The organism is Rossellomorea sp. YZS02 (assembly GCF_033963925.1).
Classification (GTDB): Bacteria; Bacillota; Bacilli; order Bacillales; family Bacillaceae_B; genus Rossellomorea.
In genome coordinates, this window is sequence record NZ_JAXBLY010000036.1 from 1 (window position 1) to 20,974 (window position 20,974).

The following is a 20,974-nucleotide window of genomic DNA, read 5'->3' on the forward strand; positions in this document are numbered from 1 at the left end:
TGTAAGCACTGGTATAATAACTTTTTCCGAGGGAGTCGAGCACCTTCCGCTCCAATCAACTGATGAAAAGTTTGCCTATCAGAAAGGAAATGTGGAGAATGTGTATTCCACTGCTTTATCATTCGTTGCAGTGACTGATTTTATTTAATAGTCCTTTACTCTTTTTAAACTGATGGTCACAAATCATTATGCTCTGTCAACCACTTACTACTCTAGAGGGTGAAGGGAACTGCGTAGACTCCTACGGAAAACGGGCGTGCCGAGACCCCGGAAGCGATTTTTGCTGAGGAGGCTCGGCCGAACGTCCGTGGAAAGAGGGACTGTTCCCTTCACCCTCCTGCACCACAACTTAAAAGTAAACACTGACTTTACAAACTGGCCGCCATCTCCAGCATTAAGGAATTTGTGCACATGCTGTGTTTAATATGCGGAGCCACGTCCATAAGTGGGCCACCTTGCGCTTTTCTCCATAATTGCTAAAATAGGTTAGAGTACCGTAACGATTATTAAATATGAAGCGAGTGTAACGTGAAGGAGGAGCTACTTGTGGCAAAAGTTCGCACAAAAGATATCGTCGAGAAGTTCAATTTGGACCTTGTCGGGGGAGAAGAAGGTTTACATAGACCGATTACAACAAGTGATATTTCACGCCCGGGACTCGAAATGGCCGGGTATTTCAACTACTATCCTGCAGAACGCATCCAGTTATTAGGGAAAACCGAGCTTTCCTTCCTGGAATTGTTGGATGAAGCAGAACGTAAGCGCAGAATGGAAGCTCTGTGCACGGATATTACGCCTGGAATCATCATTTCAAGAGATCTTGAAATTCCGCCGGAGCTTGTGGAAGCATCGAATCGTTATGATGTACCTGTCATGCGCTCTTCTATGAAGACGACCCGGTTTTCTTCAAGGCTAACTAATTACTTGGAAAGTAAGCTTGCTCCTACAACGGCAATCCATGGTGTTTTAGTCGATATCTATGGAGTCGGGGTATTGATTACGGGTAAGAGCGGCGTCGGGAAGAGTGAAACCGCCCTTGAGCTTGTGAAGAGAGGACACCGCCTTGTAGCCGACGATTGTGTGGAGATCCGCCAGGAAGACATGGATACACTGATCGGCAGCTCCCCTGAGTTAATTGAACATTTGCTGGAAATTCGTGGACTGGGCATCATCAATGTGATGACGTTGTTCGGTGCCGGAGCGGTCCGCAGTTATAAACGGATTACCTTGTGCATCAATCTTGAGCTATGGGATAAAACGAAACAGTACGACCGACTTGGACTAGAAGAAGAGAAAATGAGAATCATCGATACGGATATTACGAAATATACAGTACCTGTCCGTCCGGGACGAAATCTTGCCGTCATCATTGAAGTGGCTGCCATGAACTTCCGTCTGAAACGTATGGGAGTGAATGCAGCGGAACAATTCACGAACCGTTTGGCGGATGTGATTGAAGATGGGGAAAATGAGGATATTTAAGATTTACATAAAACATAAATTTCATTAACCATCATATGGTATCTTAGACGAAAAAAGGAGAGACAAAATGAACGAGAATATTACACCGATCGATCCTATTGCCATTTCACTCGGCCCGATCCAGGTACACTGGTATGGAGTCATCATCGGACTCGGCATTGCAATAGGACTTTATTTAGTCATTCGTGAGAGCAAGCGCTTAGGTCTTCATCCCGATACTTTCATTGATTTGCTCGTGTGGGCGATTCCGATCGCCATCATATGTGCTCGGGCTTATTATGTCATTTTCGAGTGGGATAATTACTATGCCGCTCATCCAGGGGATATCATCAAAGTGTGGAATGGCGGGATTGCCATTCATGGTGCGTTGATTGGTTCTGTCGTGACGACCGTCATTTTTGCCAAAGTGAAAGGATTATCCTTCTGGAAGCTGACGGATATTGCAGCACCAAGCATCATCCTCGGTCAGGCCATCGGACGCTGGGGTAATTTTGTCAACCAGGAAGCACATGGTGGAGAGGTGTCCCGTACGTTTCTTGAAAATTTGATGCTGCCTGACTTCATCATCAATCAAATGTATATCGATGGCACCTATTATCACCCTACTTTCTTATATGAAAGTCTTTGGAGCTTTGCCGGACTGATCCTGCTTCTTGTGTTAAGAAGAAAGGCAGACTGGCTGCGACGGGGAGAACTGTTTCTAACGTATGTCGTCTGGTATTCCATCGGTCGCTTCTTTGTAGAGGGGCTCAGAACGGACAGCCTGATGCTGGGATCTTTACGTTTCGCACAGGTAATTTCCATCGTCCTGATCATCGCTGCAATCGCTGTGTTCTTTTATAGAAGAAAAGCAGGTCTTGCCCAAAAGGCATATGATGAGAAAACGGATACGGTGAACGCTTAAGAGAAGGGGAGTAAGAAGAATGTGGATGTCATCGTTGAAATATGGGGGGCTTACAGGATTGAAAACAACGTGGTCATTGGGGAAAGTCATTTTCCCGATCACGCTGATCGTCTTTCTGCTGCAATACACCCCGGTCCTTCCATGGATCATGGAAAAGATTTCGCCTTTTATGAAGCTACTCGGTCTTTCAGGTGATGCGGCCATTCCTCTGGTGCTTGGTAATTTCCTGAACCTGTATGCAGGAATAGGAGGAATATTGTCCCTTGATTTAACGGTGAAGGAAGTATTCATCATCGCGGTGATGCTTTCTTTCTGTCACAATCTCTTTATCGAATCAACGGTCGCTTCAAAAGTCGGGGTGAAAATCTGGCTGATTGTTGCCGTGAGGGTCGGACTTGCTCTTCTATCTGCCATTGTCATAAATTTAGTATGGAGCGGCGGCTCGGAGATTGCGAAATATGGGATGATGCCTCCTCAGCAGACAGAACCAAACGGATGGGGAGAGATCATCTTGATGGGCCTTGAAAAAGCAGGTTTCGGAGTCCTACAGCTTGCCCTTATCGTCATTCCCCTCATGATGATCATTCAGGTGATGAGAGACTTGAAATGGATGGACGTCTTTTCCCGCTGGATGTCGCCTGCAACACGGGCACTCGGGATGAATGAAAATACGTCGTCCACGATGGTGGCAGGACTCGTCATCGGTCTTGCTTACGGGGCCGGCGTCATGATCCAGGCGGTCAAGGAAGACGGGGTCAGCAAGAAAGATGTCACGATCGCCTTCATCTTTTTAGTGGCGTGTCACGCGGTGGTGGAGGATACATTGATCTTCCTTCCACTTGGAATTCCTGTACTGCCATTACTGTTGATCAGGCTGGTGACGGCCATCCTGTTGACGATGGCCGTGGCATATTTCTGGAACAAAGTCGATGCTAAGAAAGAAAAGGAGCTGCATTATGAGCAGGATTACAACAATCTTATTTGACTTGGATGGAACGTTGATCAACACGAATGATCTGATCATTTCCTCCTTCTTGCATACATTGAATCACTATTACCCTGGACAATATGAAGAAAAGGATGTTCATCCTTTCATGGGACCACCCCTCGATGAGTCATTCGGGAGTTTGAACCCTGAAAAAATGGAAGAGATGTGTGCCCACTACCGTGCCTATAATCGTGAGCATCATGATTCCCTGGTGACAGAGTTTGAAGGGGTATATGAAACCGTGGAGTCGCTTTATCAAAATGGCTACAAATTAGCGATTGTCTCGACAAAGACCCGGGATGTGGTATTGAAAGGACTGGATCTGATGAATCTCCGTCCGTTCTTTGAAGTCGTCATCACACTTGATGAGGTGGAGAATGCGAAGCCCCATCCTGAACCGATTGAAAAGGCGTTGATCGCTTTGGGATCTTCACCGGATGAAGCCATCATGATCGGTGACAACCACCACGATATTCTGGCAGGGAAAAATGCAGGCGTCCTGTCGGCAGGAGTTGCCTGGAGTGCAAAGGGCAGGGAGCACCTTGCCCACTACGAACCGGACTTCATGCTTGAAAACATGAAGGACTTACTAGCGATTGTGGGAGCACCGACGGCATGAGGCGGACGACCCGCTATCCTGTAGAAGGAGCAAATTCCCTTTGGCATGTGTATAAAACCGTTCCTTTCGGGAAGGTCGTCAAAAATTTCATCGTCATTCAACTAGCGAGGTACACCCCCTTTTTGGGAATGAAGAATTGGCTGTACAAGACGTTCCTGAGAATGAAAATCGGGGAGCATACCTCCTTTGCTCTTATGGTGATGCTCGATGTGATGTTTCCCGAGAAGATTTCAGTGGGGCGCAACACGGTCATCGGATATAATACGACGATCCTCGCCCATGAATACTTGATTAAGGAGTACAGGTTGGGTGACGTCCAGATAGGATCCGAAGTGATGATCGGTGCCAACACAACTGTGTTGCCGGGAGTGAAAATCGGTGACGGTGCCATCGTGTCGGCGGGAACCCTTGTACATAAAGATGTTCCGGATGGTGCGTTCGTCGGGGGAAACCCGATGAGAGTCATTTATACGAAAGATGAACTGGCTGAACGGTGGCGGGAAGATGCCATTTATGGATTGAATAGAGAAGAATAAGGGAAAAGGCAAAGATAGAGTGAATTCTATTTTTGCCTTTTTTTGTATTTGAAGGCTGTTTTCGCAAAGATTGTTGCTATTCGCATCCAAACTAAGATTTACGATGCTCTGTCATCTAAGTTGTGGTGCAGGAGGGTGAAGGGAACAGTCCCGCTTTCCACGGACGTTCGGCCGAGCCTCCTCAGCAAAAACCGCCTCCGGTGTCTCGGCACGCCCGTTTTCCTACGCAGTTCCCTTCACCCTCTAGAGTAGTATGTGTTGACAGAGCAAAATGGTGTGTGGGCATCAGTTTTAAAAGAGTACCGGACTATTAAATAAAATCAGTCACTGCAACGAATGAATAAGCAGTGGCATACGTGATCTTCTCATTTCCTTTGTGATAGTCAAACTTTTCATCAGGTGATTGGAGCGGGAGGCGTTCGACTCCTGCGGGAATAGCGTGAAAGTTGAGACCCCACAGGGCAAAGCCCGAGGAGGCTCAACTCACGCCCCGCGGAAAGCGAGCACCTGTAGCGGAAATCAACCGCCACTCGCTACATCCAAAAGCAACAATGTTTACGAAAACAGCCTTTTTGAAAGAGGAGGGGATTAGTCGAATGGCAGATATATTTTGAAAACGGCAGAAAAAATAAAATTTGGCAGATAATCCGGCACCCCTACAGAAAATCCCCATCCAAACGGTTGACGAATAAAAAAAGAAACGCTACACTACAAATAACTTTAATTTATTAGCATATTAGCGAACTAAAGGATTTCAGAATAATCGAGGATTAGTAGCAATCCCTCAAACGGGGAAAAATAGATGAATTAATACGCCAAAGGTGGTTCTTATGACTAAGTTGTTTATGTTCGAGAAGCCATTGGGAATGAGAGATACATTTCCTGACTTATATGAAATCAAGGATCAGACGAAAAAGAAGATGGAGAACGCCATGAAGCTTTGGGGCTACAAGTTTATTGAAACCCCGAGTCTTGAATACTACGAGACCGTCGGCGAGGCGTCGGCGATCCTGGATCAGCAGCTGTTCAAACTGTTGGATCAACAGGGGCATACGCTTGTGTTGAGACCGGATATGACTGCTCCGATAGCCAGGATTGCCGCATCCAAATTATTAAAAGATGAAGCGCCGCTCAGACTTGCTTATTCGAATTCCGTATTCAGGGCCCAGCAGCGGGAAGGCGGTCGTCCGGCTGAATTTGAGCAGGTAGGAATTGAATGCATCGGAGACGATTCCGTCAGCGCCGATGCCGAAGTGATCGCCCTGATGGTATCGGTTTTGAAAGAAGCAGGCTTGGAGCATTTCAAGATTTCCATCGGTCATATCGGCTTTGTTCAGGAGCTGTTCACTCAAATCGTAGGTACCGAGGAACGGGCAGATACGTTAAGAAGGTACTTATATGAGAAAAACTATGTCGGGTACCGTCAACATATCAACGAGCTTGCTTTATCATCCATTGATAAAGAGCGGCTTTTCCGATTCCTGCAATTGCGGGGATCCGAAAATGTGCTGGGTGAAGCCCACAGCCTCCTTGAAGGGGAAAGAGGGCTTCGTGCATTGGAGCAGCTGAACGATCTGTGGAATATTTTACGGGATTATGAAGTGGAGCAATATGTGAAATTCGACTTGAGCCTTGTCAGCCATATGAGCTATTATTCCGGCATCTTATTCGAAGTGTACGGGGATAATGTCGGTTTTGCCATCGGAAATGGCGGACGTTACAATAAGCTGCTTGAAAAATTCGGGAAAAATTCAGGGGCGACGGGATTCGGACTGCGTCTGGATTACGTACTGGAAGCCATGCAGGTTGAATTGTCTTCCACTTTGCAACAGTGTGTGCTGTTCAGCGATGAACGAAGGAAAGAAGCCATAAGCCTCGCACGGGACCTAAGAAGTGAAGGAAACGAGGTTGTTCTCCAGAACTGGAAGGGCGTAGGCGATGTGGACGAGTTTACGAAGGGGTTCAGTAATGTCCACTTCGTAGTCGGACAGGACCGAAAAGGCGGTGAATCATCATGAGTGCATTAACGATTGCCATGCCAAAAGGCAGGATATTCGAGGAAGCAGTGGAACTATTAAGGAAGGCTGATTATAATCTGCCCCCTGAATTTGATGATTCAAGAAAGCTCATCATTGAAGTGCCCGAGGAGGACCTTCGTTTCATCCTCGCAAAGCCCATGGATGTTCCGACGTATGTGGAACACGGGGTAGCTGATTTAGGGATTGCTGGAAAGGATGTCATGCTGGAAGAAGAGCGGGATGTCTATGAGCTGCTGGATCTAAGGATCAGCGGGTGTTACCTGGCGGTAGCGGGGCTGCCGGATACGAAGATGAGCGATGTGGCACCGAAGATTGCAACCAAGTATCCGAATGTCGCTTCTTCTTATTTCCGCGAACAGGGCGAACAGGTTGAAATCATTAAGCTAAACGGTTCCATCGAGCTTGCACCGTTAATCGGGCTCGCTGACCGCATCGTCGATATCGTTTCGACAGGTCGCACCCTGAAAGAAAACGGACTGGTGGAATACGAAACCATCGTCGGCATCACCTCCCGCCTCATCGTCAATCCCGTCAGCTACAGGATGAAAGACGAAAAAATCGAAGACCTCGTCAACCGGTTGACACGCATCATCGGGTGAGAGGGACGGACCTCTCTTCTTTGAGTCCGGAATGTAGTGTTGGCAGGCATTAAAGAAGCTTTCGGGACGGATACTTGTGGAAATTCGAGGTCCGTCCCTCTAAATAGAGATTACATAGGGAAGCCGGTCCTGATTGCAGGTCCGTCCCTCTAAAAGGTTGGTGAATTCTGTGAAGATTATGAAGGATTTAAAGGGAGCGTCGATCAAGCGCTCTGTCGATAGTGGTACGGAGGAACAGAGGAGAGCGGTTCAGGAGATCATCGCTTCTGTGCAGAAGGATGGGGATAAGTCGGTCAGAGGGTTTACGGAGAAATTCGATGGCGTGTCCCTGGAGGATTATAAAGTATCTGAGAGTGAAATCGAGGAAGCCTTCTCATCACTGGATTCCGAGATGATTTCGATCATTGAGGAAGCCGCGGATAATATTCGTGGATTCCACAGGGAGCAAAAGAGATCTTCATGGTTCACAACGGATGAGAACGGCACGATGCTTGGTCAAAAGCTGACTCCCCTTGATTCAGTGGGTGTGTACGTACCGGGGGGAACGGCAGCCTATCCGTCATCCGTATTGATGAATGTACTTCCGGCAAGAGTGGCGGGAGTCGAACGGATTACGATGGTTTCCCCTCCAGGTCGTGATGGACGTTTATCTCCGGGTGTGCTCGTGGCAGCAAGGATCGCCGGGGTGAAGGAGATCTTCAAAGTCGGAGGTGCACAAGCTGTTGCCGCACTGGCGTACGGAACGGAATCAATCGCTCCTGTCGATAAAATAACGGGGCCGGGAAACATCTTCGTCGCCCTGGCCAAACGTGAAGTGTTCGGCGATGTGGATATCGACATGATTGCAGGTCCGAGTGAAATCGTGATCTTAGCTGACGAACATCAGCGTGCTGACGAAATCGCAGCGGATCTCCTTTCACAGGCAGAGCATGATGTACTGGCGTCTGCCGTCCTGGTGACGAATTCATCGACCCTTGCCGAAGAAGTTTCCTCTCAGGTTGAGCGGCAGCTTTCCACTCTTCCTCGTGAAGGGATCGCCCGTGAATCCATCACGAACTTTGGTGCCATCTATGTAACGGGAGACATAGAGGAAGGGATTGCTCTCGTCAATGAACTTGCGGCGGAGCATCTGGAAATCCTGACGGAGAAGCCCTTCGAAACAATGGCTAAAATCCGCCATGCCGGCGCGATCTTCCTGGGACGATACAGCTCGGAGCCGGTCGGTGACTATTTCGCAGGTCCCAATCATGTACTGCCGACGAACGGGACAGCCCGTTTCTCAAGTCCATTGAATGTGGACGAATTCATGAAGAAGACGAGTGTGATTTCCTACAGTGAAACAGCACTGCAACAAAACTATGACAAAATCGCGAAGCTTGCCCGGTTAGAAGGGCTCGAGGCCCACGCAAGGGCTGTGGAGATTCGATTCAATAAAGAGAAATAAGGAAGAGGGACGGACCTCCCCACGGGAGGTCCGTCCCTCCAAAAAGGAGGACATCATGTTGAGAAGTGCAGAGGTTGTGCGTAAGACGAATGAGACAGATATTCGCTTGAGTTTTGGAATTGATGGGGAAGGAAACGCAAAGATCGAGACGGGCGTCCCGTTCATGAGTCATATGCTGGATTTGTTCACGAAGCATGGACAATTCGATTGTACGATAGATGCGAATGGAGATACGGAGGTCGATGATCACCATACGACAGAAGATATCGGCATTTGTTTGGGTCAGGCACTACTGGAGTCCCTGGGAGACAAAAAAGGAATCAAACGGTACGGATCAGCCATGGTACCGATGGATGAAGCCCTCGCTCAGGTTGTGGTGGACTTGAGTAACCGTCCTCATCTTGAATTCCGTGCAGAACTCCCAAGCCAGAAAGTCGGTACGTTTGATACGGAACTCGTTCACGAATTCCTATGGAAACTTGCCCTTGAAGCCCGGATGAATCTGCACGTCATCGTTCATTATGGCCACAACACCCACCATATCATTGAAGCGATCTTCAAAGCCCTCGGCCGAGCATTGGACGAAGCAACGACGGTCGATCCCCGTGTCAAAGGGATTCCGTCTACGAAGGGGATGTTATAATTCATGATCGGTATTGTGGATTATGGGATGGGGAATCTGTTCAGCGTCAGTAAAGCATTGGAACGCTTGAACGTCCCTTACTTCATCAGTGATGTACAGGAAGAATTACTAAAGGCGGACGGGTTGATTTTACCGGGGGTAGGGGCATTTAAAGATGCCATGAATCTGCTTGAAACCACCCACTTGAAAGAGACCATCATGACATTTGCAGATAGCGGGAAGCCGCTTCTCGGCATTTGTTTGGGCATGCAGCTTTTATTTGAAGAAAGCAAGGAGAATGGTTCAACAAAAGGGTTATCCCTTCTGCCGGGTGAGGTGCTCCACATCCCGAAGCAAGACAGTCAGGGAAATGCTTATAAAGTTCCGCACATGGGTTGGAATCTACTCCGTTATCAGAAGAATTCACCTCTTTTAGAAGGGGTAACAGAAGGTTATGTATATTTCGTCCATTCCTACTATGTGCATGAAGGATCAAAAGACGTGATTGTGGCAAGTGCTAACTATGCAGGAGTCGAAATCCCGGCCGTCGTCAGCAGGGAAAATATATATGGCATGCAGTTTCACCCGGAAAAAAGCGGTGAGCTGGGCATGCAGCTGTTAGAAAACTTTACAAAACGGGTGAAGGAGGCGGTCTCATGAGTTTTACGATTTATCCAGCCATCGATATGCGGGGCGGGAAATGTGTCCGTCTAGTCCAAGGAGATTATAATCAAGAAACGGTGTATGGTGACTCTCCCTTTGACATGGCAAAGAAATTCGTTAATGAAGGAGCGGAATGGATCCACATGGTAGACCTCGATGGGGCAAAGGAAGGCTCCAGGATCAACGATGAATTCGTCATTGCCGTGGCAGAAAAACTTCATGCAAAGGTTCAAATAGGCGGTGGCATACGCTCCAAAGAAGATATCGAACATTATTTGAACCGGGGTGTCGACCGAGTGATCATAGGAAGCATCGCCGTTTCAAATACAGAGTTGGTAAAGGAATGGCTGTCGGAGTACGGGGATAAGATAGCGATTGGACTCGATGCGAAGGATGGTTATGTGGCAACCCACGGCTGGCTGGAAACGTCTGGCCTTAAAGCCGTCGATCTTGGAAAAGAATTAGCGGTTGCCGGGGCCGAAACGTTCATCTTTACTGATATTGCCACAGACGGAATGCTATCTGGTCCCAATGTAGAAGCAGTGGTGGATCTTGCTGAACAAACGGGAAAATCAGTGATTGCGTCTGGAGGCATTAGCTCGCTGGACGATCTAAAGACATTAAAGCAATACGAATCCCGGGGCGTATCCGGTGCCATTTGCGGGAAATCGATTTACACTGGGAAATTCACTGTGAGTGAGGCCGTAAATGAGGTGAAGTCATGTTAACGAAACGAATCGTTCCCTGCCTGGATGTGAAAGATGGCAGGGTGGTAAAAGGAATTCAGTTTGTGGAACTCCGCGATGCAGGAGATCCCGTTGAACTTGCGAAAGTCTATGATAAGCAGGGGGCGGACGAGCTTGTTTTCCTCGATATTTCTGCATCCCACGAAGGCCGTAAGACCATGGTGGAGGTCGTTCAGCATGTGGCAGCGGAACTGGCAATTCCCTTTACCGTCGGCGGTGGAATCAATTCAGTGGAGGATATGAAAGCGATCCTCCGGGCAGGGGCAGATAAGGTGTCCCTAAACACAGCCGCTGTACTACGTCCCGAACTTGTCCGTGAAGGGGCCAATTATTTCGGATCGCAATGTATCGTCGTGGCGATCGATGCCAAGTACGATGAAGGAAGCAGCGGATGGAAGGTATATACCCACGGCGGAAGAAAGCTGAAAGATCTCGATGCCGTTGAATGGGCAAAGGAAGTGGAGTCCCTCGGTGCAGGAGAAATCCTGCTTACCAGCATGGATAGTGATGGGGAGAAGCAAGGGTTCAATCTGGCTCTGACGAAGGCGGTCAGCGAAGCCGTATCGATTCCTGTGATCGCTTCAGGCGGAGCAGGAAATGCGGGTCACTTCAAAGAAGTGTTTACAGAAGGCAAAGCCGATGCGGCATTAGCTGCCTCCATCTTTCATTATAAAGAAACGAGTGTAGAAGAAGTGAAGAGTTATTTAAGAGAACAGGAGGTGCACGTACGATGACAAATAATGATTGGATGACATCCGTGAAGTTTGATGACAAAGGACTGGTGCCTGCCATCATCCAGGATGCTGAAACGAAGGATGTCCTGACACTGGCGTATATGAACGAAACGTCTCTCAAGAAAACCGTGGAGACCGGGGAAACCTGGTTTTATTCCCGTTCACGCCAAGAGCTGTGGCATAAAGGAGAAACGAGCGGCAACACCCAGAAAGTCAAGAATATTACGTGGGACTGCGATCGTGATGCCCTTCTAGTCCTGGTTGATAAGAAAGGGCCTGCCTGCCATAAAGGAGAAGAAAGTTGCTTTCATGAAAATGTGCTAGGTGAGGGGAACTCATCAACAGAAAACATCCTCCTTACTCTTGAGAAACTCATTGGAAATCGTGAAAAAGAGCGGCCGGAAGGAGCCTACACCACTTACCTATTTGAAGAAGGAGTCGATAAGATCCTTAAAAAAGTAGGCGAAGAAGCATCAGAAGTGATCATCGCGGCCAAAAACAGGGACAGTGAAGAATTGAAATGGGAAGTCGCAGACCTCTTTTACCACGTACTCGTCCTTCTAAGAGAACAAAAACTTCCACTGCAAGACGTGTTGGGCGTCCTCGTGGAACGTCATAATAAATAACACCCTGAGGGACGGACCTTCGCGCGTGCGCGAAGGTCCGTCCCTCAAAATATGGTAGTTTAGTACGGGGGTATTGTATGATATACTACTGTAGTTATACTATGAACGTTTCGGAGGACTTTGATGAGAAAAGGGTCAAAATTAAGTAGTGAAGAAGCGAAAGTGTTGTCTTTTGTCCCTACTGGCGAATATTACTACAATAAAGGGATGAAAGCTTATCAACGTCGTGAGCTTAAGAAATCGTTAAAATATTTAAATAGAGCATTTCAATTAGAACCGATCGAACCGATGATTGCCTGTCAATTATCGATTGTGTATACAGAGCTTGGGGAATACAAGCGTTCCAATGATTTACTGCATAACATACTGGAGGATCTGGATCCCCGTATGTCAGAATGCCATTACTTCTTAGCCAATAATTATGCCCACCTTGGCTTATTTAAAGAGGCGTATGAACAGGTCTCCACTTACTTGGATAAAGAAGAATATGGCGAATTCGTCGAAGATGCGGAAGACTTATTGGAGCTTCTTGAGCTTGATTCCGATTTGATCGTGGACGATTTATATGAGCATGATGAGCTGATCGTCCAACAGGAAAAAGCGAGGGAGCTCCTCGAATCCGGCCACTTCCAGAAAGCTGTGGATACCTTGCAGGAGGTAATTCGTGACTATCCCGAATTCTGGTCCGCCTATAATAATCTGGCTCTTGCCTACTTCTATTTAGGCGAAGTGGATAAAGCGTCGTCGACACTGGAAGAGGTGCTAGAGAAGAATCCTGGAAATCTCCATGCCCTGTGCAACACGGCCGTTTTTTATTTCTATCAAAAGCGCCATGATGAGCTGGATGAATTGATCCAGGGGCTTGAGAAGGTCCGTCCCCTGCTTCATGAGCACCGTTATAAGCTCGGGGCGACCTTTGCCCTGATCGGTCATTCCAAGAAAGCGTATGGTTGGCTGAAATACCTTCAAAAGATCGGATTTGAAGGAGATGCGAGCTTTTATTACTGGTTGTCCTATTCTGCCCATGAGACCGGTCACGGGGATACAGCCCGTACAGCGTGGAAAAAAGTTCTGGAATTCAATCCTGAAAAAGAAGGACAGGAGCCGTGGGGCGATCAGAAAAAGGCGGAGGGCTTTGAAAATCACGTCACATCGATTTTAAAGAAGCTTCAAAGTGACTATACCGAGGAAAAATTATTCGGTCTATTTCTGACGTCAATCTCTGATAATCAAAGGGCCATCCTGACCCATGCAGATTTCTGCGATGTAGAGGATCTGTCGATCGTTGAGAAGGTATATCTCGCCCAGGTGTTGAACAGCAATGGGAAAAGTTCGATTAAAGTGAATCAGGAAATCCAGAATATGCACGAGGTCGCCCTGCACCTTTATGGAAGTCACCGGCCTATTACAAGTGTGGAATCCGGCCTGTTCCTGACGTGGTTCACGATTGCCTACCGGGGAATCAAAGAACGTGAAACCTTCAAGAATGCAAAAGCGTTCGCAGCGGCTACAGAGTTCGTCTGGAATCGCCTGCGAAATGAGAAGATCACAAAGAAACAGGTGTGCGAGCGGTTCAATGTATCCGCAAGTACATTAAGCAAATATATATCAGTCGTTGAAAGCTACCTGCCTTGAGCATATTTTTGGCGATATGCCGCTAATTTTTATAGGATAGGTGTAGGAAGTTAATACTATGGATGGAAGGCTAAGCACCATTACAACCTCTAACCATAGTATTTAATAAAGAATTTGCTTACGACTGATTCGGAAGGAGAATGTCACTATGTCTGAAGAAAAAATTTATGATGTAATCATCGTAGGTGCAGGCCCTGCAGGAATGACTGCGGCCGTTTATACGTCACGTGCGAGCCTTTCAACGCTGATGCTTGAAAGAGGAGTGCCGGGCGGACAGATGGCGAATACGGAAGAAGTGGAGAACTATCCAGGATTCGACCATATTCTTGGACCTGACCTTTCTAATAAAATGTTTGATCATGCTAAGAAATTCGGTGCTGAGTACGCATACGGAGACATTAAGGAAATCGTGGACGGCGAGGATTTCAAAATCGTCAAAACCGGTTCAAAAGAATTCAAGGCCCGTGCCGTTATCATCACAACAGGTGCAGAATATAAGAAAATCGGTGTCCCAGGCGAGAAAGAGCTTGGCGGACGCGGAGTATCTTACTGTGCCGTATGTGACGGAGCATTCTTTAAAGGAAAAGACCTTGTTGTAGTCGGTGGAGGGGACTCTGCTGTTGAAGAAGGGGTTTACCTGACGAGATTCGCTAACAAAGTGACGATCGTTCACCGTCGTGACGAGCTTCGTGCTCAAAAAATCCTGCAACAGCGTGCCTTTGATAACGAGAAAGTTGATTTCATCTGGAATCACACTGTGAAAGAAATCAACGACAAAGATGGTAAAGTGGGAAGCGTGACCCTTGTGTCAACTGAAGATGGAAAAGAAACGGATTTCCAGGCCGACGGAGTCTTCATCTATATCGGAATGCTTCCATTAACGAAGCCATTTGCAAACCTCGGAATCATCAACTCTGAAGGATACATTGAAACGAACGAACAAATGGAAACAAAGGTTCCGGGAATCTTTGCAGCCGGCGATGTTCGTGAAAAACAACTCCGTCAAATCGTGACAGCGACAGGTGACGGCAGTATCGCCGCTCAAACAGCTCAGCACTATATCGAAGAGCTGAAAGAAAAAGTCAAAAACGGTTAATGTAAGAAAGCCTTACGAAAGGGATCCCTTCGTAGGGCTTTTTTTATAGGTCAATTCTTCTTATGTTTGTTAAACACATACACGAGTTCCGACAGCGTCAACTTCTTCAACCGTTCATCACATGGCTTGTAAACACCTGCTTCTACTAACCGACGAATCAATTGCTGTCTCTCACGTTCAACGGCTTCACGTAAAAATGGCATATGTGTTCACTCCTTTTGGACTCTTATTGGTAGTGTAAGGGGAATAAAGAGGGAAAACATCTACTTTGTTAAGTTTTCTACCAATTTAGAATTCTTTGTCAGGTTTTCTAACATAACAGTCCAAATAGCAGGAGAAGACATGTATAATCAAGATATTCCCTGCTTAGGAGGATGAGAAGATCGTGGACAATGAACCTTCCTATAAGGATAAAAAAGTAATATCCATCGGAGTCGTGAGCGAACTGACCGGTTTGACCGAGAGGAAAATCCGCTATTATGAAGAGAAGAATTTGATCTTTCCTCAGCGCTCCAACCGGGGATATCGAAAATACTCATTCTCCGATGTGGAACGATTGATGGATATCGCCGACCAGCGTGAAGAAGGAGTCACAACCAAAGAAATCAAACATGAACTAACGAGAAAAGAGAGAAAAGAAGCCAAACAGAAAATGATCAAAGGTCAGCTGAATGCGCGTTTCGGGGTGCAGAAGAAATAAATGAGGGACGGACCTCTGGATGATGACTTTCGATTGGTGGGGGTATGTAGCGTTAAGGTTTTGGTAAAAAAAGTTAATCGGCTGGTTTTCATTGGATTTCGGCTGGATTCATTTCCAAAACCGCTGGATTTACTCTTGTTTCGGCTGGATTTTCGGCAAAAACGGCCGGATTTTTCCGACTTGCCATCTATAAATACCCTTATTTGTATGACTTCCATAACAATTTCGCCAAACAAACCATCAACTTCAACCTATCTAGTTTACCTTCCAAAAATAAACAGGATTACAACCCTTCCAACAGGGAATAACGACTATTATGAAAGTCATCTCAGTTTATTTCGGAAGGTCGGATCAACTATGAAAGTAATGAAATTCGCAGCAATCGCCGCAGTATTTGCACTAATCCCCATCGTCTATTTCAGTTTTTTCGCGGATGAGACAGAGTCATCCTCCAAAAAGCGCGTCATTGCACTAGGCGATTCACTTACTTATGGGTATGGTGATAAAAAGGAATCGGGTTATATCGGGCGTTTAGAAGAAAAGGTGAATAAAGAACAGACGAAGATGTCGTATCATTTTCAAAACCTCGGAGTGCCGGGTCAGCAGTCGGATCAGCTGCTCGCACAAATCGTGAAGCCGGACGTTGCCGAGGATTTGAGTGAAGCGGACGTGTATATTATCAACATCGGAACCAATGATTTAATCAAGAACAATGGTGGAGATCTGTTCCCTTTGCATCATGACGAAATCATGGATGCAAAAAAAGACTATCTCGACCATTTGGATAAAATCCTGAATATTGTCGGGACAGCAAGCAAAAAAGCGGACATCATCGTGTTGGGGCTGTACAATCCATATCCGGACAAAGACAGCGATAAGATCGAAGCGTATGTGGACGATTGGAATAAGTCCATGATGAAGGAAGCCGAGCAACATGAGAACGTAAAATACGTTTCGACGAATCCGTTATTCAAAGGGAAGTCCAAAGAGGTTTACTTTCATGATTCCCTTCACCCTAATGGGAAAGGCTACGAGTTAATCGCACATCAGATTATGAAGAACTATGACTTTTAACCTGTATATTGACAGGATTCGAGGGCATTCGAGAGGGTTTGTAAAATTCTCTTGGAAACATTAACATTCCGTAATACCGTTTTAAATCTGTTGTAACACTAGTGAAACAATTTTCGGGTATTATAGAAAATAAGAAATTGACCCCCTTTTAAGTAATAAATCCCGTAGACGACACAGGAATCGCCTGTGTCTATTTTTTTTGCCTTTTTTCCTGTTACAGTGATTCTTCAGGTCCTGTACCAATTTATTGGAATACCTCCCCGTGTCAAAACCTGTCCTAATATATTTCGATTCCATTCGACAATCTCATCAACAAGCGGAGACATTGTAGCTTGTCTACAATCATAGTATAATGTAAGGAATGAGATAGACTGTAAATGGGATGGATGCATAGATCCCGAATCATCAAGATTGAGGTGAAGGTAGTGCAACGTGTCACAAATTGTTTATATCTGGATGGAGACAAGGTGCTCCTTCTCCAAAAGCCAAGACGGAACTGGTGGGTCGCTCCAGGTGGAAAGATGGAGTCGGGTGAATCGATCAGGGATGCCGTCATTCGTGAGTATCGTGAGGAAACGGGAATCTACTTGAAGAATCCCGATCTGAAAGGCGTTTTTACATTCATTATTAAAGACGGCGACCAAATCGTCTCCGAGTGGATGATGTTTTCTTTCTTCGCAACAGAAGCAGACGGAGTCAATCTTCAGGAATCAGAAGAAGGCAAGATTAAATGGCATCCGATTGAAGAGATCAAGAATCTTCCGATGGCTGAAGGAGATTATCATATTCTGGACTACCTTTTACACGGAAAGAATACGATTTATGGAACGTTTACGTATACTCCCGATTTCAAATTATTGTCTTATCGACTGGATCCAAGTTAAACAACAAGCTTTTATATAGAACATTATGATTAAGGTGGGGGAAGAGTATGAGTACAGGTTCGACAAACGATGTTCAATTGGTCATCATAACAGGGATGTCCGGAGCCGGCAAAACCGTAGCGATTCAGAGCTTTGAGGATTTAGGGTTCTTCTGTGTGGACAATCTGCCACCCACTCTTCTGCCAAAGTTTTTGGAACTGATGAAAGAGTCCGGTAATAAAATGAATAAGGTCGCCCTCGTCATGGACCTTAGGGGAAGGGAATTCTTCGATCATTTATTCAAAGCTTTGGATGAACTGGCGGAAACCTCATGGGTATCCCCACAGATCCTCTATTTGGATGCAGATGATGCTTCCCTTGTCAGACGATATAAGGAAACACGCCGTTCCCATCCATTGGCACCTTCAGGTTTGCCCCTTGAAGGGATTCGTCAGGAGAGAGAGCTGCTTGAGGAGTTAAAAGGGCGTGCCCAATTAATTTATACAACATCAACGATGAAGCCGCGTGAGCTTCGGGAAAAGATTCTAACGGAATTCTCGGTGAATAAGAAGACGATTTTCACGGTGAACGTTGTATCATTCGGTTTTAAGCACGGGATTCCCATCGATGCCGATCTGGTGTTTGATGTACGATTCCTCCCAAACCCTCATTATATCGATCATATGAGACCGAAAACGGGGTTGGATGAAGAAGTGTCCACCTATGTGTTGAAATGGAATGAAACGAATAAATTCATCGAAAAGGTAACCGACTTATTGGCGTTCATGCTTCCCCAGTACAAGCGGGAAGGTAAGAGCCAGCTTGTAGTGGCGATTGGATGTACAGGCGGGCAGCACCGCTCGGTTGCGTTGGCAGAGTATCTTGGACATCATTTTGAAAAAGACTACCAAACTAAAATTTCTCATCGAGACATTCAGAAGAGAAAGGGTCTAACAACATGACACATACACCCAAGGTCGTCGTGATCGGGGGAGGAACCGGATTACCGGTCCTGCTCCGGGGATTGAAACGACACCCGATTGATATATCGGCCATTGTCACCGTTGCAGATGACGGTGGCAGTTCCGGCCGTTTGCGGGACAGTTTGGATATTCCGCCTCCGGGAGATATACGGAATGTCCTGGCTGCACTTTCAGAAGTAGAGCCACTGGTTGAACAAATGTTTCAGCATCGTTTTGAAACGACGAATGAGCTTTCCGGTCATGCCCTGGGAAACCTGATCATCGCGGCACTCGCCTCCATTACAGGGGACTTTGTCCATGCGATCCAGGAAATGAGCAGGGTGTTGAATGTAAAGGGCAAGGTGCTTCCATCGGCGAATCAGAGTGTCATCCTGAAGGCTGAAATGGAAGATGGGACGATTGTGACGGGCGAGTCTGCCATCCCGAAAGCAGGGAAGAAGATCAAGCGTGTCTTTCTGAAGCCCGACAGCATCAAGGCATTAGGTGAAACCCTGCGTGCCATCAAGGAAGCCGATTTAATTGTGATGGGACCGGGAAGCCTATATACTAGTATCTTACCGAATCTTCTTGTCCCGGGCATTGGTGAAGCGGTATGCAGAGCAGATGCGAAGAAAATGTATATTTGCAACATCATGACACAGGCCGGGGAAACCCTGGATTATTCCGCAAGCGATCACGTTAAGGCATTGTACGATCATCTGGAGACACCGAGCATCGATTATATCCTGGTGAATAAAAAGCAGGTACCTAAAGAGGTGCAGGTCCGATATAATGAAGAGCAGGCGAGCCCCGTCCACTTTGATGTGGATAAATTGAGATCCATGGGACTGGAAGTGATCGCTGAAGAAATTCTCTCTTATGACAACCATTTTGTTCGTCATAATACAGAGAAAGTCGCGGATATCATTTATTCTTACTTGAAAGAATCAACAACCTGATACAGTAACGAAAATTTCTTGTGTATAAGGTTGTGCAAGCGTTTGCTAGGAGGTGATGGGGATGTCGTTTGCGTCCGAAACAAAAAAAGAACTGACCAATATTGAAGTGAAAGATTGCTGTGCAAATGCAGAGCTTTCCGCATTGATTCGAATGAATGGTTCATTGTCCTTCTCGAATCAAATGCTCGTCGTCAATATTCAAACCGAAAACGCCGCCATTGCCAGAAGGATCTATACATTGATTAAAAAAGGGTACGACACCCCGGTAGAGCTTCTGGTGAGAAAAAAGATGCGGCTGAAGAAGAACAATGTCTATATTGTACGAATCAAAGAAGATACAAAGATGATCCTCGAGGACTTGAAAATACTGGGTGAACATTTCACCTTTATTCATAATATATCCGAAGACCTGATCAAGAAGAAATGCTGTAGGCGCTCGTATTTAAGGGGAGCGTTCCTAGCAGGAGGTTCGGTCAATAACCCGGAAACGTCATCGTATCATTTAGAAATTTTTTCTCTTTATTCCGAACACAACGAAGCGTTGTCCGAACTGATGAATTCCTTCGGGTTAAACAGTAAGACCCTTGAAAGAAAGAAAGGATTCATTACGTACTTGAAGGAAGCGGAGAAAATCACGGAATTCCTGAATATCATAGGTGCACATAATGCTCTCCTTCGATTCGAGGATGTCCGGATTGTCCGGGATATGAGAAATTCCGTTAATCGTCTGGTGAATTGCGAGACGGCTAATTTGAATAAAACCATTGGTGCAGCTTTAAGGCAGGTTGAAAACATTAAGTTTATTGAAAAACATGTAGGATTACAGGTTTTACCCGATAAATTAAGGGAGATAGCCGAGCTGCGGGTGAATTATCAAGATGTCACATTGAAAGAACTTGGGGAAATGGTGTCAGGCGGCACCATCAGTAAATCTGGGATTAATCACCGCTTACGGAAAATCGATCAGCTTGCAGAAAAGTTAAGAGCGGGTGAAAAGCTGAATACCTAATTAAGGACAAAGGGGAGAAATGATCATGGTGGAAAAACAAGTGGAAGTGAAATTGAAGACAGGTCTTCAAGCAAGACCAGCGGCATTATTCGTACAGGAGGCAAACCGTTTCTCATCTGAAATCTTCTTGGAAAAGGACGGTAAAAAGGTCAATGCGAAAAGCATAATGGGCCTCATGAGCCTGGCCATCTCCACCGGCTCTGCCATCACACTGGTAGCAGACGGAAGCGACGAAGAAGAAGCCCTTGTAGCCCTCGAAGGCTTCGTCCAAAAAGAAGCATAAAATCAACTTCACAAAAAGCCGATGACCGGGGAGTGGTCATCGGCTTTTTTATTTGTTGTTATACTACCTAAATGTATTCATTCGGATAGAGGAATTGTGAACTATTCTGATTCGAAAATTGGTCATAGAATAAGGATTTTGAGGTGCATAAATTAGTATCGACTATCTTTTCTTCATTCTTTTTGGCTGGTTTTCGCAAAGAAAGATTGTTGCTATTCGCATACAAACTAAGATGTACGATGCTCTTTCATTTAAGTTGTGGTGCAGGAGGGTGAAGGGAACTGCTCCGCTTTCCACGGACGTTCGGCCGAGCCTCCTCAGCACAATTCGCTTCCGGGGTCTCGGCACGCCCGTTTTCCGTAGGAGTCTACGCAGTTCCCTTCACCCTCTA

The 20,974-nt window shown here is 46.3% G+C and carries 23 protein-coding genes; 22 read left to right on the plus strand and 1 reads right to left on the minus strand.

Features of this window, described 5'->3' with window-relative positions:
• The first annotated feature begins 546 nt into the window (after nucleotides 1–546).
• From hprK to trxB, 15 genes are all read left to right on the plus strand, one after another.
• Nucleotides 547–1,482, plus strand: a complete 936-nt coding sequence (gene hprK, locus SLH55_RS22505) for an HPr(Ser) kinase/phosphatase (protein WP_219165980.1) — start codon at nucleotides 547–549, stop codon at nucleotides 1,480–1,482.
• Nucleotides 1,483–1,549: 67 nt separating this feature from the next.
• Entirely contained in the window at nucleotides 1,550–2,386 is an 837-nt protein-coding gene (gene lgt, locus SLH55_RS22510) for a prolipoprotein diacylglyceryl transferase (protein WP_219165981.1), read from the plus strand.
• Between the two features lie 19 nt (nucleotides 2,387–2,405).
• Nucleotides 2,406–3,371: a nucleoside recognition domain-containing protein gene (locus tag SLH55_RS22515; protein ID WP_320324517.1), complete on the plus strand. Its 966-nt coding sequence runs from the start codon at nucleotides 2,406–2,408 to the stop codon at nucleotides 3,369–3,371.
• On the plus strand, nucleotides 3,343–3,993 hold the full coding sequence (gene ppaX, locus SLH55_RS22520) for a pyrophosphatase PpaX (RefSeq protein WP_219165984.1): 651 nt from the start codon (nucleotides 3,343–3,345) through the stop codon (nucleotides 3,991–3,993). Before SLH55_RS22515 ends, ppaX begins: the two co-directional genes overlap by 29 nt.
• Nucleotides 3,990–4,529, plus strand: coding sequence for an acyltransferase (locus SLH55_RS22525; RefSeq protein WP_206857421.1), 540 nt, complete (start codon nucleotides 3,990–3,992; stop codon nucleotides 4,527–4,529). The genes ppaX and SLH55_RS22525 overlap by 4 nt, the downstream gene beginning before the upstream one ends.
• 830 nt (nucleotides 4,530–5,359) lie before the next feature.
• A complete protein-coding gene (locus tag SLH55_RS22530) occupies nucleotides 5,360–6,547 on the plus strand; it encodes an ATP phosphoribosyltransferase regulatory subunit (protein ID WP_320324518.1) in 1,188 nt (395 codons plus the stop codon).
• Nucleotides 6,544–7,167: an ATP phosphoribosyltransferase gene (hisG, locus tag SLH55_RS22535; protein ID WP_226676239.1), complete on the plus strand. Its 624-nt coding sequence runs from the start codon at nucleotides 6,544–6,546 to the stop codon at nucleotides 7,165–7,167. Before SLH55_RS22530 ends, hisG begins: the two co-directional genes overlap by 4 nt.
• 169 nt (nucleotides 7,168–7,336) lie before the next feature.
• Nucleotides 7,337–8,611 (plus strand): histidinol dehydrogenase, encoded by a 1,275-nt coding sequence (hisD, locus tag SLH55_RS22540; protein WP_219165986.1) that lies wholly within the window; start codon nucleotides 7,337–7,339, stop codon nucleotides 8,609–8,611.
• A gap of 58 nt (nucleotides 8,612–8,669) precedes the next feature.
• Complete coding sequence (hisB, locus tag SLH55_RS22545; RefSeq protein ID WP_219166350.1) at nucleotides 8,670–9,254, plus strand: imidazoleglycerol-phosphate dehydratase HisB; 585 nt, start codon at nucleotides 8,670–8,672, stop codon at nucleotides 9,252–9,254.
• Nucleotides 9,255–9,257: 3 nt separating this feature from the next.
• Nucleotides 9,258–9,893, plus strand: a complete 636-nt coding sequence (hisH, locus tag SLH55_RS22550; protein WP_219165987.1) for an imidazole glycerol phosphate synthase subunit HisH — start codon at nucleotides 9,258–9,260, stop codon at nucleotides 9,891–9,893.
• Nucleotides 9,890–10,624: a 1-(5-phosphoribosyl)-5-[(5-phosphoribosylamino)methylideneamino]imidazole-4-carboxamide isomerase gene (gene hisA / locus SLH55_RS22555; RefSeq protein WP_320324519.1), complete on the plus strand. Its 735-nt coding sequence runs from the start codon at nucleotides 9,890–9,892 to the stop codon at nucleotides 10,622–10,624. Before hisH ends, hisA begins: the two co-directional genes overlap by 4 nt.
• Nucleotides 10,618–11,376: an imidazole glycerol phosphate synthase subunit HisF gene (hisF, locus tag SLH55_RS22560; protein ID WP_219165991.1), complete on the plus strand. Its 759-nt coding sequence runs from the start codon at nucleotides 10,618–10,620 to the stop codon at nucleotides 11,374–11,376. The genes hisA and hisF overlap by 7 nt, the downstream gene beginning before the upstream one ends.
• Nucleotides 11,373–12,002, plus strand: coding sequence for a bifunctional phosphoribosyl-AMP cyclohydrolase/phosphoribosyl-ATP diphosphatase HisIE (hisIE, locus tag SLH55_RS22565; protein ID WP_219165992.1), 630 nt, complete (start codon nucleotides 11,373–11,375; stop codon nucleotides 12,000–12,002). Before hisF ends, hisIE begins: the two co-directional genes overlap by 4 nt.
• Before the next feature lie 123 nt (nucleotides 12,003–12,125).
• The gene (locus SLH55_RS22570) at nucleotides 12,126–13,637 is read left to right on the plus strand and encodes a tetratricopeptide repeat protein (RefSeq protein ID WP_219165993.1); all 1,512 of its coding nucleotides are present in this window, start codon (nucleotides 12,126–12,128) and stop codon (nucleotides 13,635–13,637) included.
• Between the two features lie 148 nt (nucleotides 13,638–13,785).
• Nucleotides 13,786–14,733: a thioredoxin-disulfide reductase gene (gene trxB / locus SLH55_RS22575; RefSeq protein WP_219165994.1), complete on the plus strand. Its 948-nt coding sequence runs from the start codon at nucleotides 13,786–13,788 to the stop codon at nucleotides 14,731–14,733.
• A 50-nt stretch (nucleotides 14,734–14,783) separates the two neighbouring features.
• On the opposite strand, the gene SLH55_RS22580 is transcribed toward trxB, so the two are convergent.
• Nucleotides 14,784–14,936: a Fur-regulated basic protein FbpA gene (locus SLH55_RS22580; RefSeq protein ID WP_219165996.1), complete on the minus strand. Its 153-nt coding sequence runs from the start codon at nucleotides 14,934–14,936 to the stop codon at nucleotides 14,784–14,786.
• Between the two features lie 182 nt (nucleotides 14,937–15,118).
• Between SLH55_RS22580 and SLH55_RS22585 the strand changes: the two genes are divergently transcribed.
• The 7 genes from SLH55_RS22585 to SLH55_RS22615 all read left to right on the plus strand — a co-directional run bounded on the left by SLH55_RS22585 (nucleotide 15,119) and on the right by SLH55_RS22615 (nucleotide 20,583).
• Nucleotides 15,119–15,433, plus strand: coding sequence for a MerR family transcriptional regulator (locus tag SLH55_RS22585; protein WP_219165998.1), 315 nt, complete (start codon nucleotides 15,119–15,121; stop codon nucleotides 15,431–15,433).
• A 357-nt stretch (nucleotides 15,434–15,790) separates the two neighbouring features.
• A complete protein-coding gene (locus SLH55_RS22590) occupies nucleotides 15,791–16,507 on the plus strand; it encodes a GDSL-type esterase/lipase family protein (protein ID WP_219165999.1) in 717 nt (238 codons plus the stop codon).
• A gap of 425 nt (nucleotides 16,508–16,932) precedes the next feature.
• Nucleotides 16,933–17,391 carry an 8-oxo-dGTP diphosphatase gene (locus tag SLH55_RS22595; protein ID WP_206857391.1) on the plus strand — a complete coding sequence of 153 codons (459 nt, stop codon included), beginning with the start codon at nucleotides 16,933–16,935 and terminating at the stop codon, nucleotides 17,389–17,391.
• Nucleotides 17,392–17,438: 47 nt separating this feature from the next.
• A complete protein-coding gene (rapZ, locus tag SLH55_RS22600; protein ID WP_219166001.1) occupies nucleotides 17,439–18,332 on the plus strand; it encodes an RNase adapter RapZ in 894 nt (297 codons plus the stop codon).
• Nucleotides 18,329–19,291, plus strand: a complete 963-nt coding sequence (locus tag SLH55_RS22605; protein ID WP_219166003.1) for a gluconeogenesis factor YvcK family protein — start codon at nucleotides 18,329–18,331, stop codon at nucleotides 19,289–19,291. The genes rapZ and SLH55_RS22605 overlap by 4 nt, the downstream gene beginning before the upstream one ends.
• 61 nt (nucleotides 19,292–19,352) lie before the next feature.
• The gene (whiA, locus tag SLH55_RS22610) at nucleotides 19,353–20,300 is read left to right on the plus strand and encodes a DNA-binding protein WhiA (protein ID WP_219166004.1); all 948 of its coding nucleotides are present in this window, start codon (nucleotides 19,353–19,355) and stop codon (nucleotides 20,298–20,300) included.
• A gap of 25 nt (nucleotides 20,301–20,325) precedes the next feature.
• Nucleotides 20,326–20,583: an HPr family phosphocarrier protein gene (locus tag SLH55_RS22615; RefSeq protein WP_060672665.1), complete on the plus strand. Its 258-nt coding sequence runs from the start codon at nucleotides 20,326–20,328 to the stop codon at nucleotides 20,581–20,583.
• Nucleotides 20,584–20,974 lie beyond the last annotated feature (391 nt).

What these genes read in the sequence shown, in the direction of transcription:
- SLH55_RS22605 (WP_219166003.1), top strand. Translation starts at nt 18,329, where the DNA reads ATGACACATACACCCAAGGTCGTCGTGATCGGGGGAGGAACCGGATTA.
- hisF (WP_219165991.1), top strand. Translation starts at nt 10,618, where the DNA reads ATGTTAACGAAACGAATCGTTCCCTGCCTGGATGTGAAAGATGGCAGG.
- SLH55_RS22570 (WP_219165993.1), top strand. Translation starts at nt 12,126, where the DNA reads ATGAGAAAAGGGTCAAAATTAAGTAGTGAAGAAGCGAAAGTGTTGTCT.
- rapZ (WP_219166001.1), top strand. Translation starts at nt 17,439, where the DNA reads ATGAGTACAGGTTCGACAAACGATGTTCAATTGGTCATCATAACAGGG.
- SLH55_RS22580 (WP_219165996.1), bottom strand. Translation starts at nt 14,936, where the DNA reads ATGCCATTTTTACGTGAAGCCGTTGAACGTGAGAGACAGCAATTGATT.
- ppaX (WP_219165984.1), top strand. Translation starts at nt 3,343, where the DNA reads ATGAGCAGGATTACAACAATCTTATTTGACTTGGATGGAACGTTGATC.
- trxB (WP_219165994.1), top strand. Translation starts at nt 13,786, where the DNA reads ATGTCTGAAGAAAAAATTTATGATGTAATCATCGTAGGTGCAGGCCCT.
- whiA (WP_219166004.1), top strand. Translation starts at nt 19,353, where the DNA reads ATGTCGTTTGCGTCCGAAACAAAAAAAGAACTGACCAATATTGAAGTG.
- SLH55_RS22530 (WP_320324518.1), top strand. Translation starts at nt 5,360, where the DNA reads ATGACTAAGTTGTTTATGTTCGAGAAGCCATTGGGAATGAGAGATACA.
- SLH55_RS22515 (WP_320324517.1), top strand. Translation starts at nt 2,406, where the DNA reads ATGTGGATGTCATCGTTGAAATATGGGGGGCTTACAGGATTGAAAACA.
- hisIE (WP_219165992.1), top strand. Translation starts at nt 11,373, where the DNA reads ATGACAAATAATGATTGGATGACATCCGTGAAGTTTGATGACAAAGGA.
- SLH55_RS22590 (WP_219165999.1), top strand. Translation starts at nt 15,791, where the DNA reads ATGAAAGTAATGAAATTCGCAGCAATCGCCGCAGTATTTGCACTAATC.
- SLH55_RS22615 (WP_060672665.1), top strand. Translation starts at nt 20,326, where the DNA reads ATGGTGGAAAAACAAGTGGAAGTGAAATTGAAGACAGGTCTTCAAGCA.
- hisA (WP_320324519.1), top strand. Translation starts at nt 9,890, where the DNA reads ATGAGTTTTACGATTTATCCAGCCATCGATATGCGGGGCGGGAAATGT.
- lgt (WP_219165981.1), top strand. Translation starts at nt 1,550, where the DNA reads ATGAACGAGAATATTACACCGATCGATCCTATTGCCATTTCACTCGGC.
- hisH (WP_219165987.1), top strand. Translation starts at nt 9,258, where the DNA reads ATGATCGGTATTGTGGATTATGGGATGGGGAATCTGTTCAGCGTCAGT.
- hisG (WP_226676239.1), top strand. Translation starts at nt 6,544, where the DNA reads ATGAGTGCATTAACGATTGCCATGCCAAAAGGCAGGATATTCGAGGAA.
- SLH55_RS22525 (WP_206857421.1), top strand. Translation starts at nt 3,990, where the DNA reads ATGAGGCGGACGACCCGCTATCCTGTAGAAGGAGCAAATTCCCTTTGG.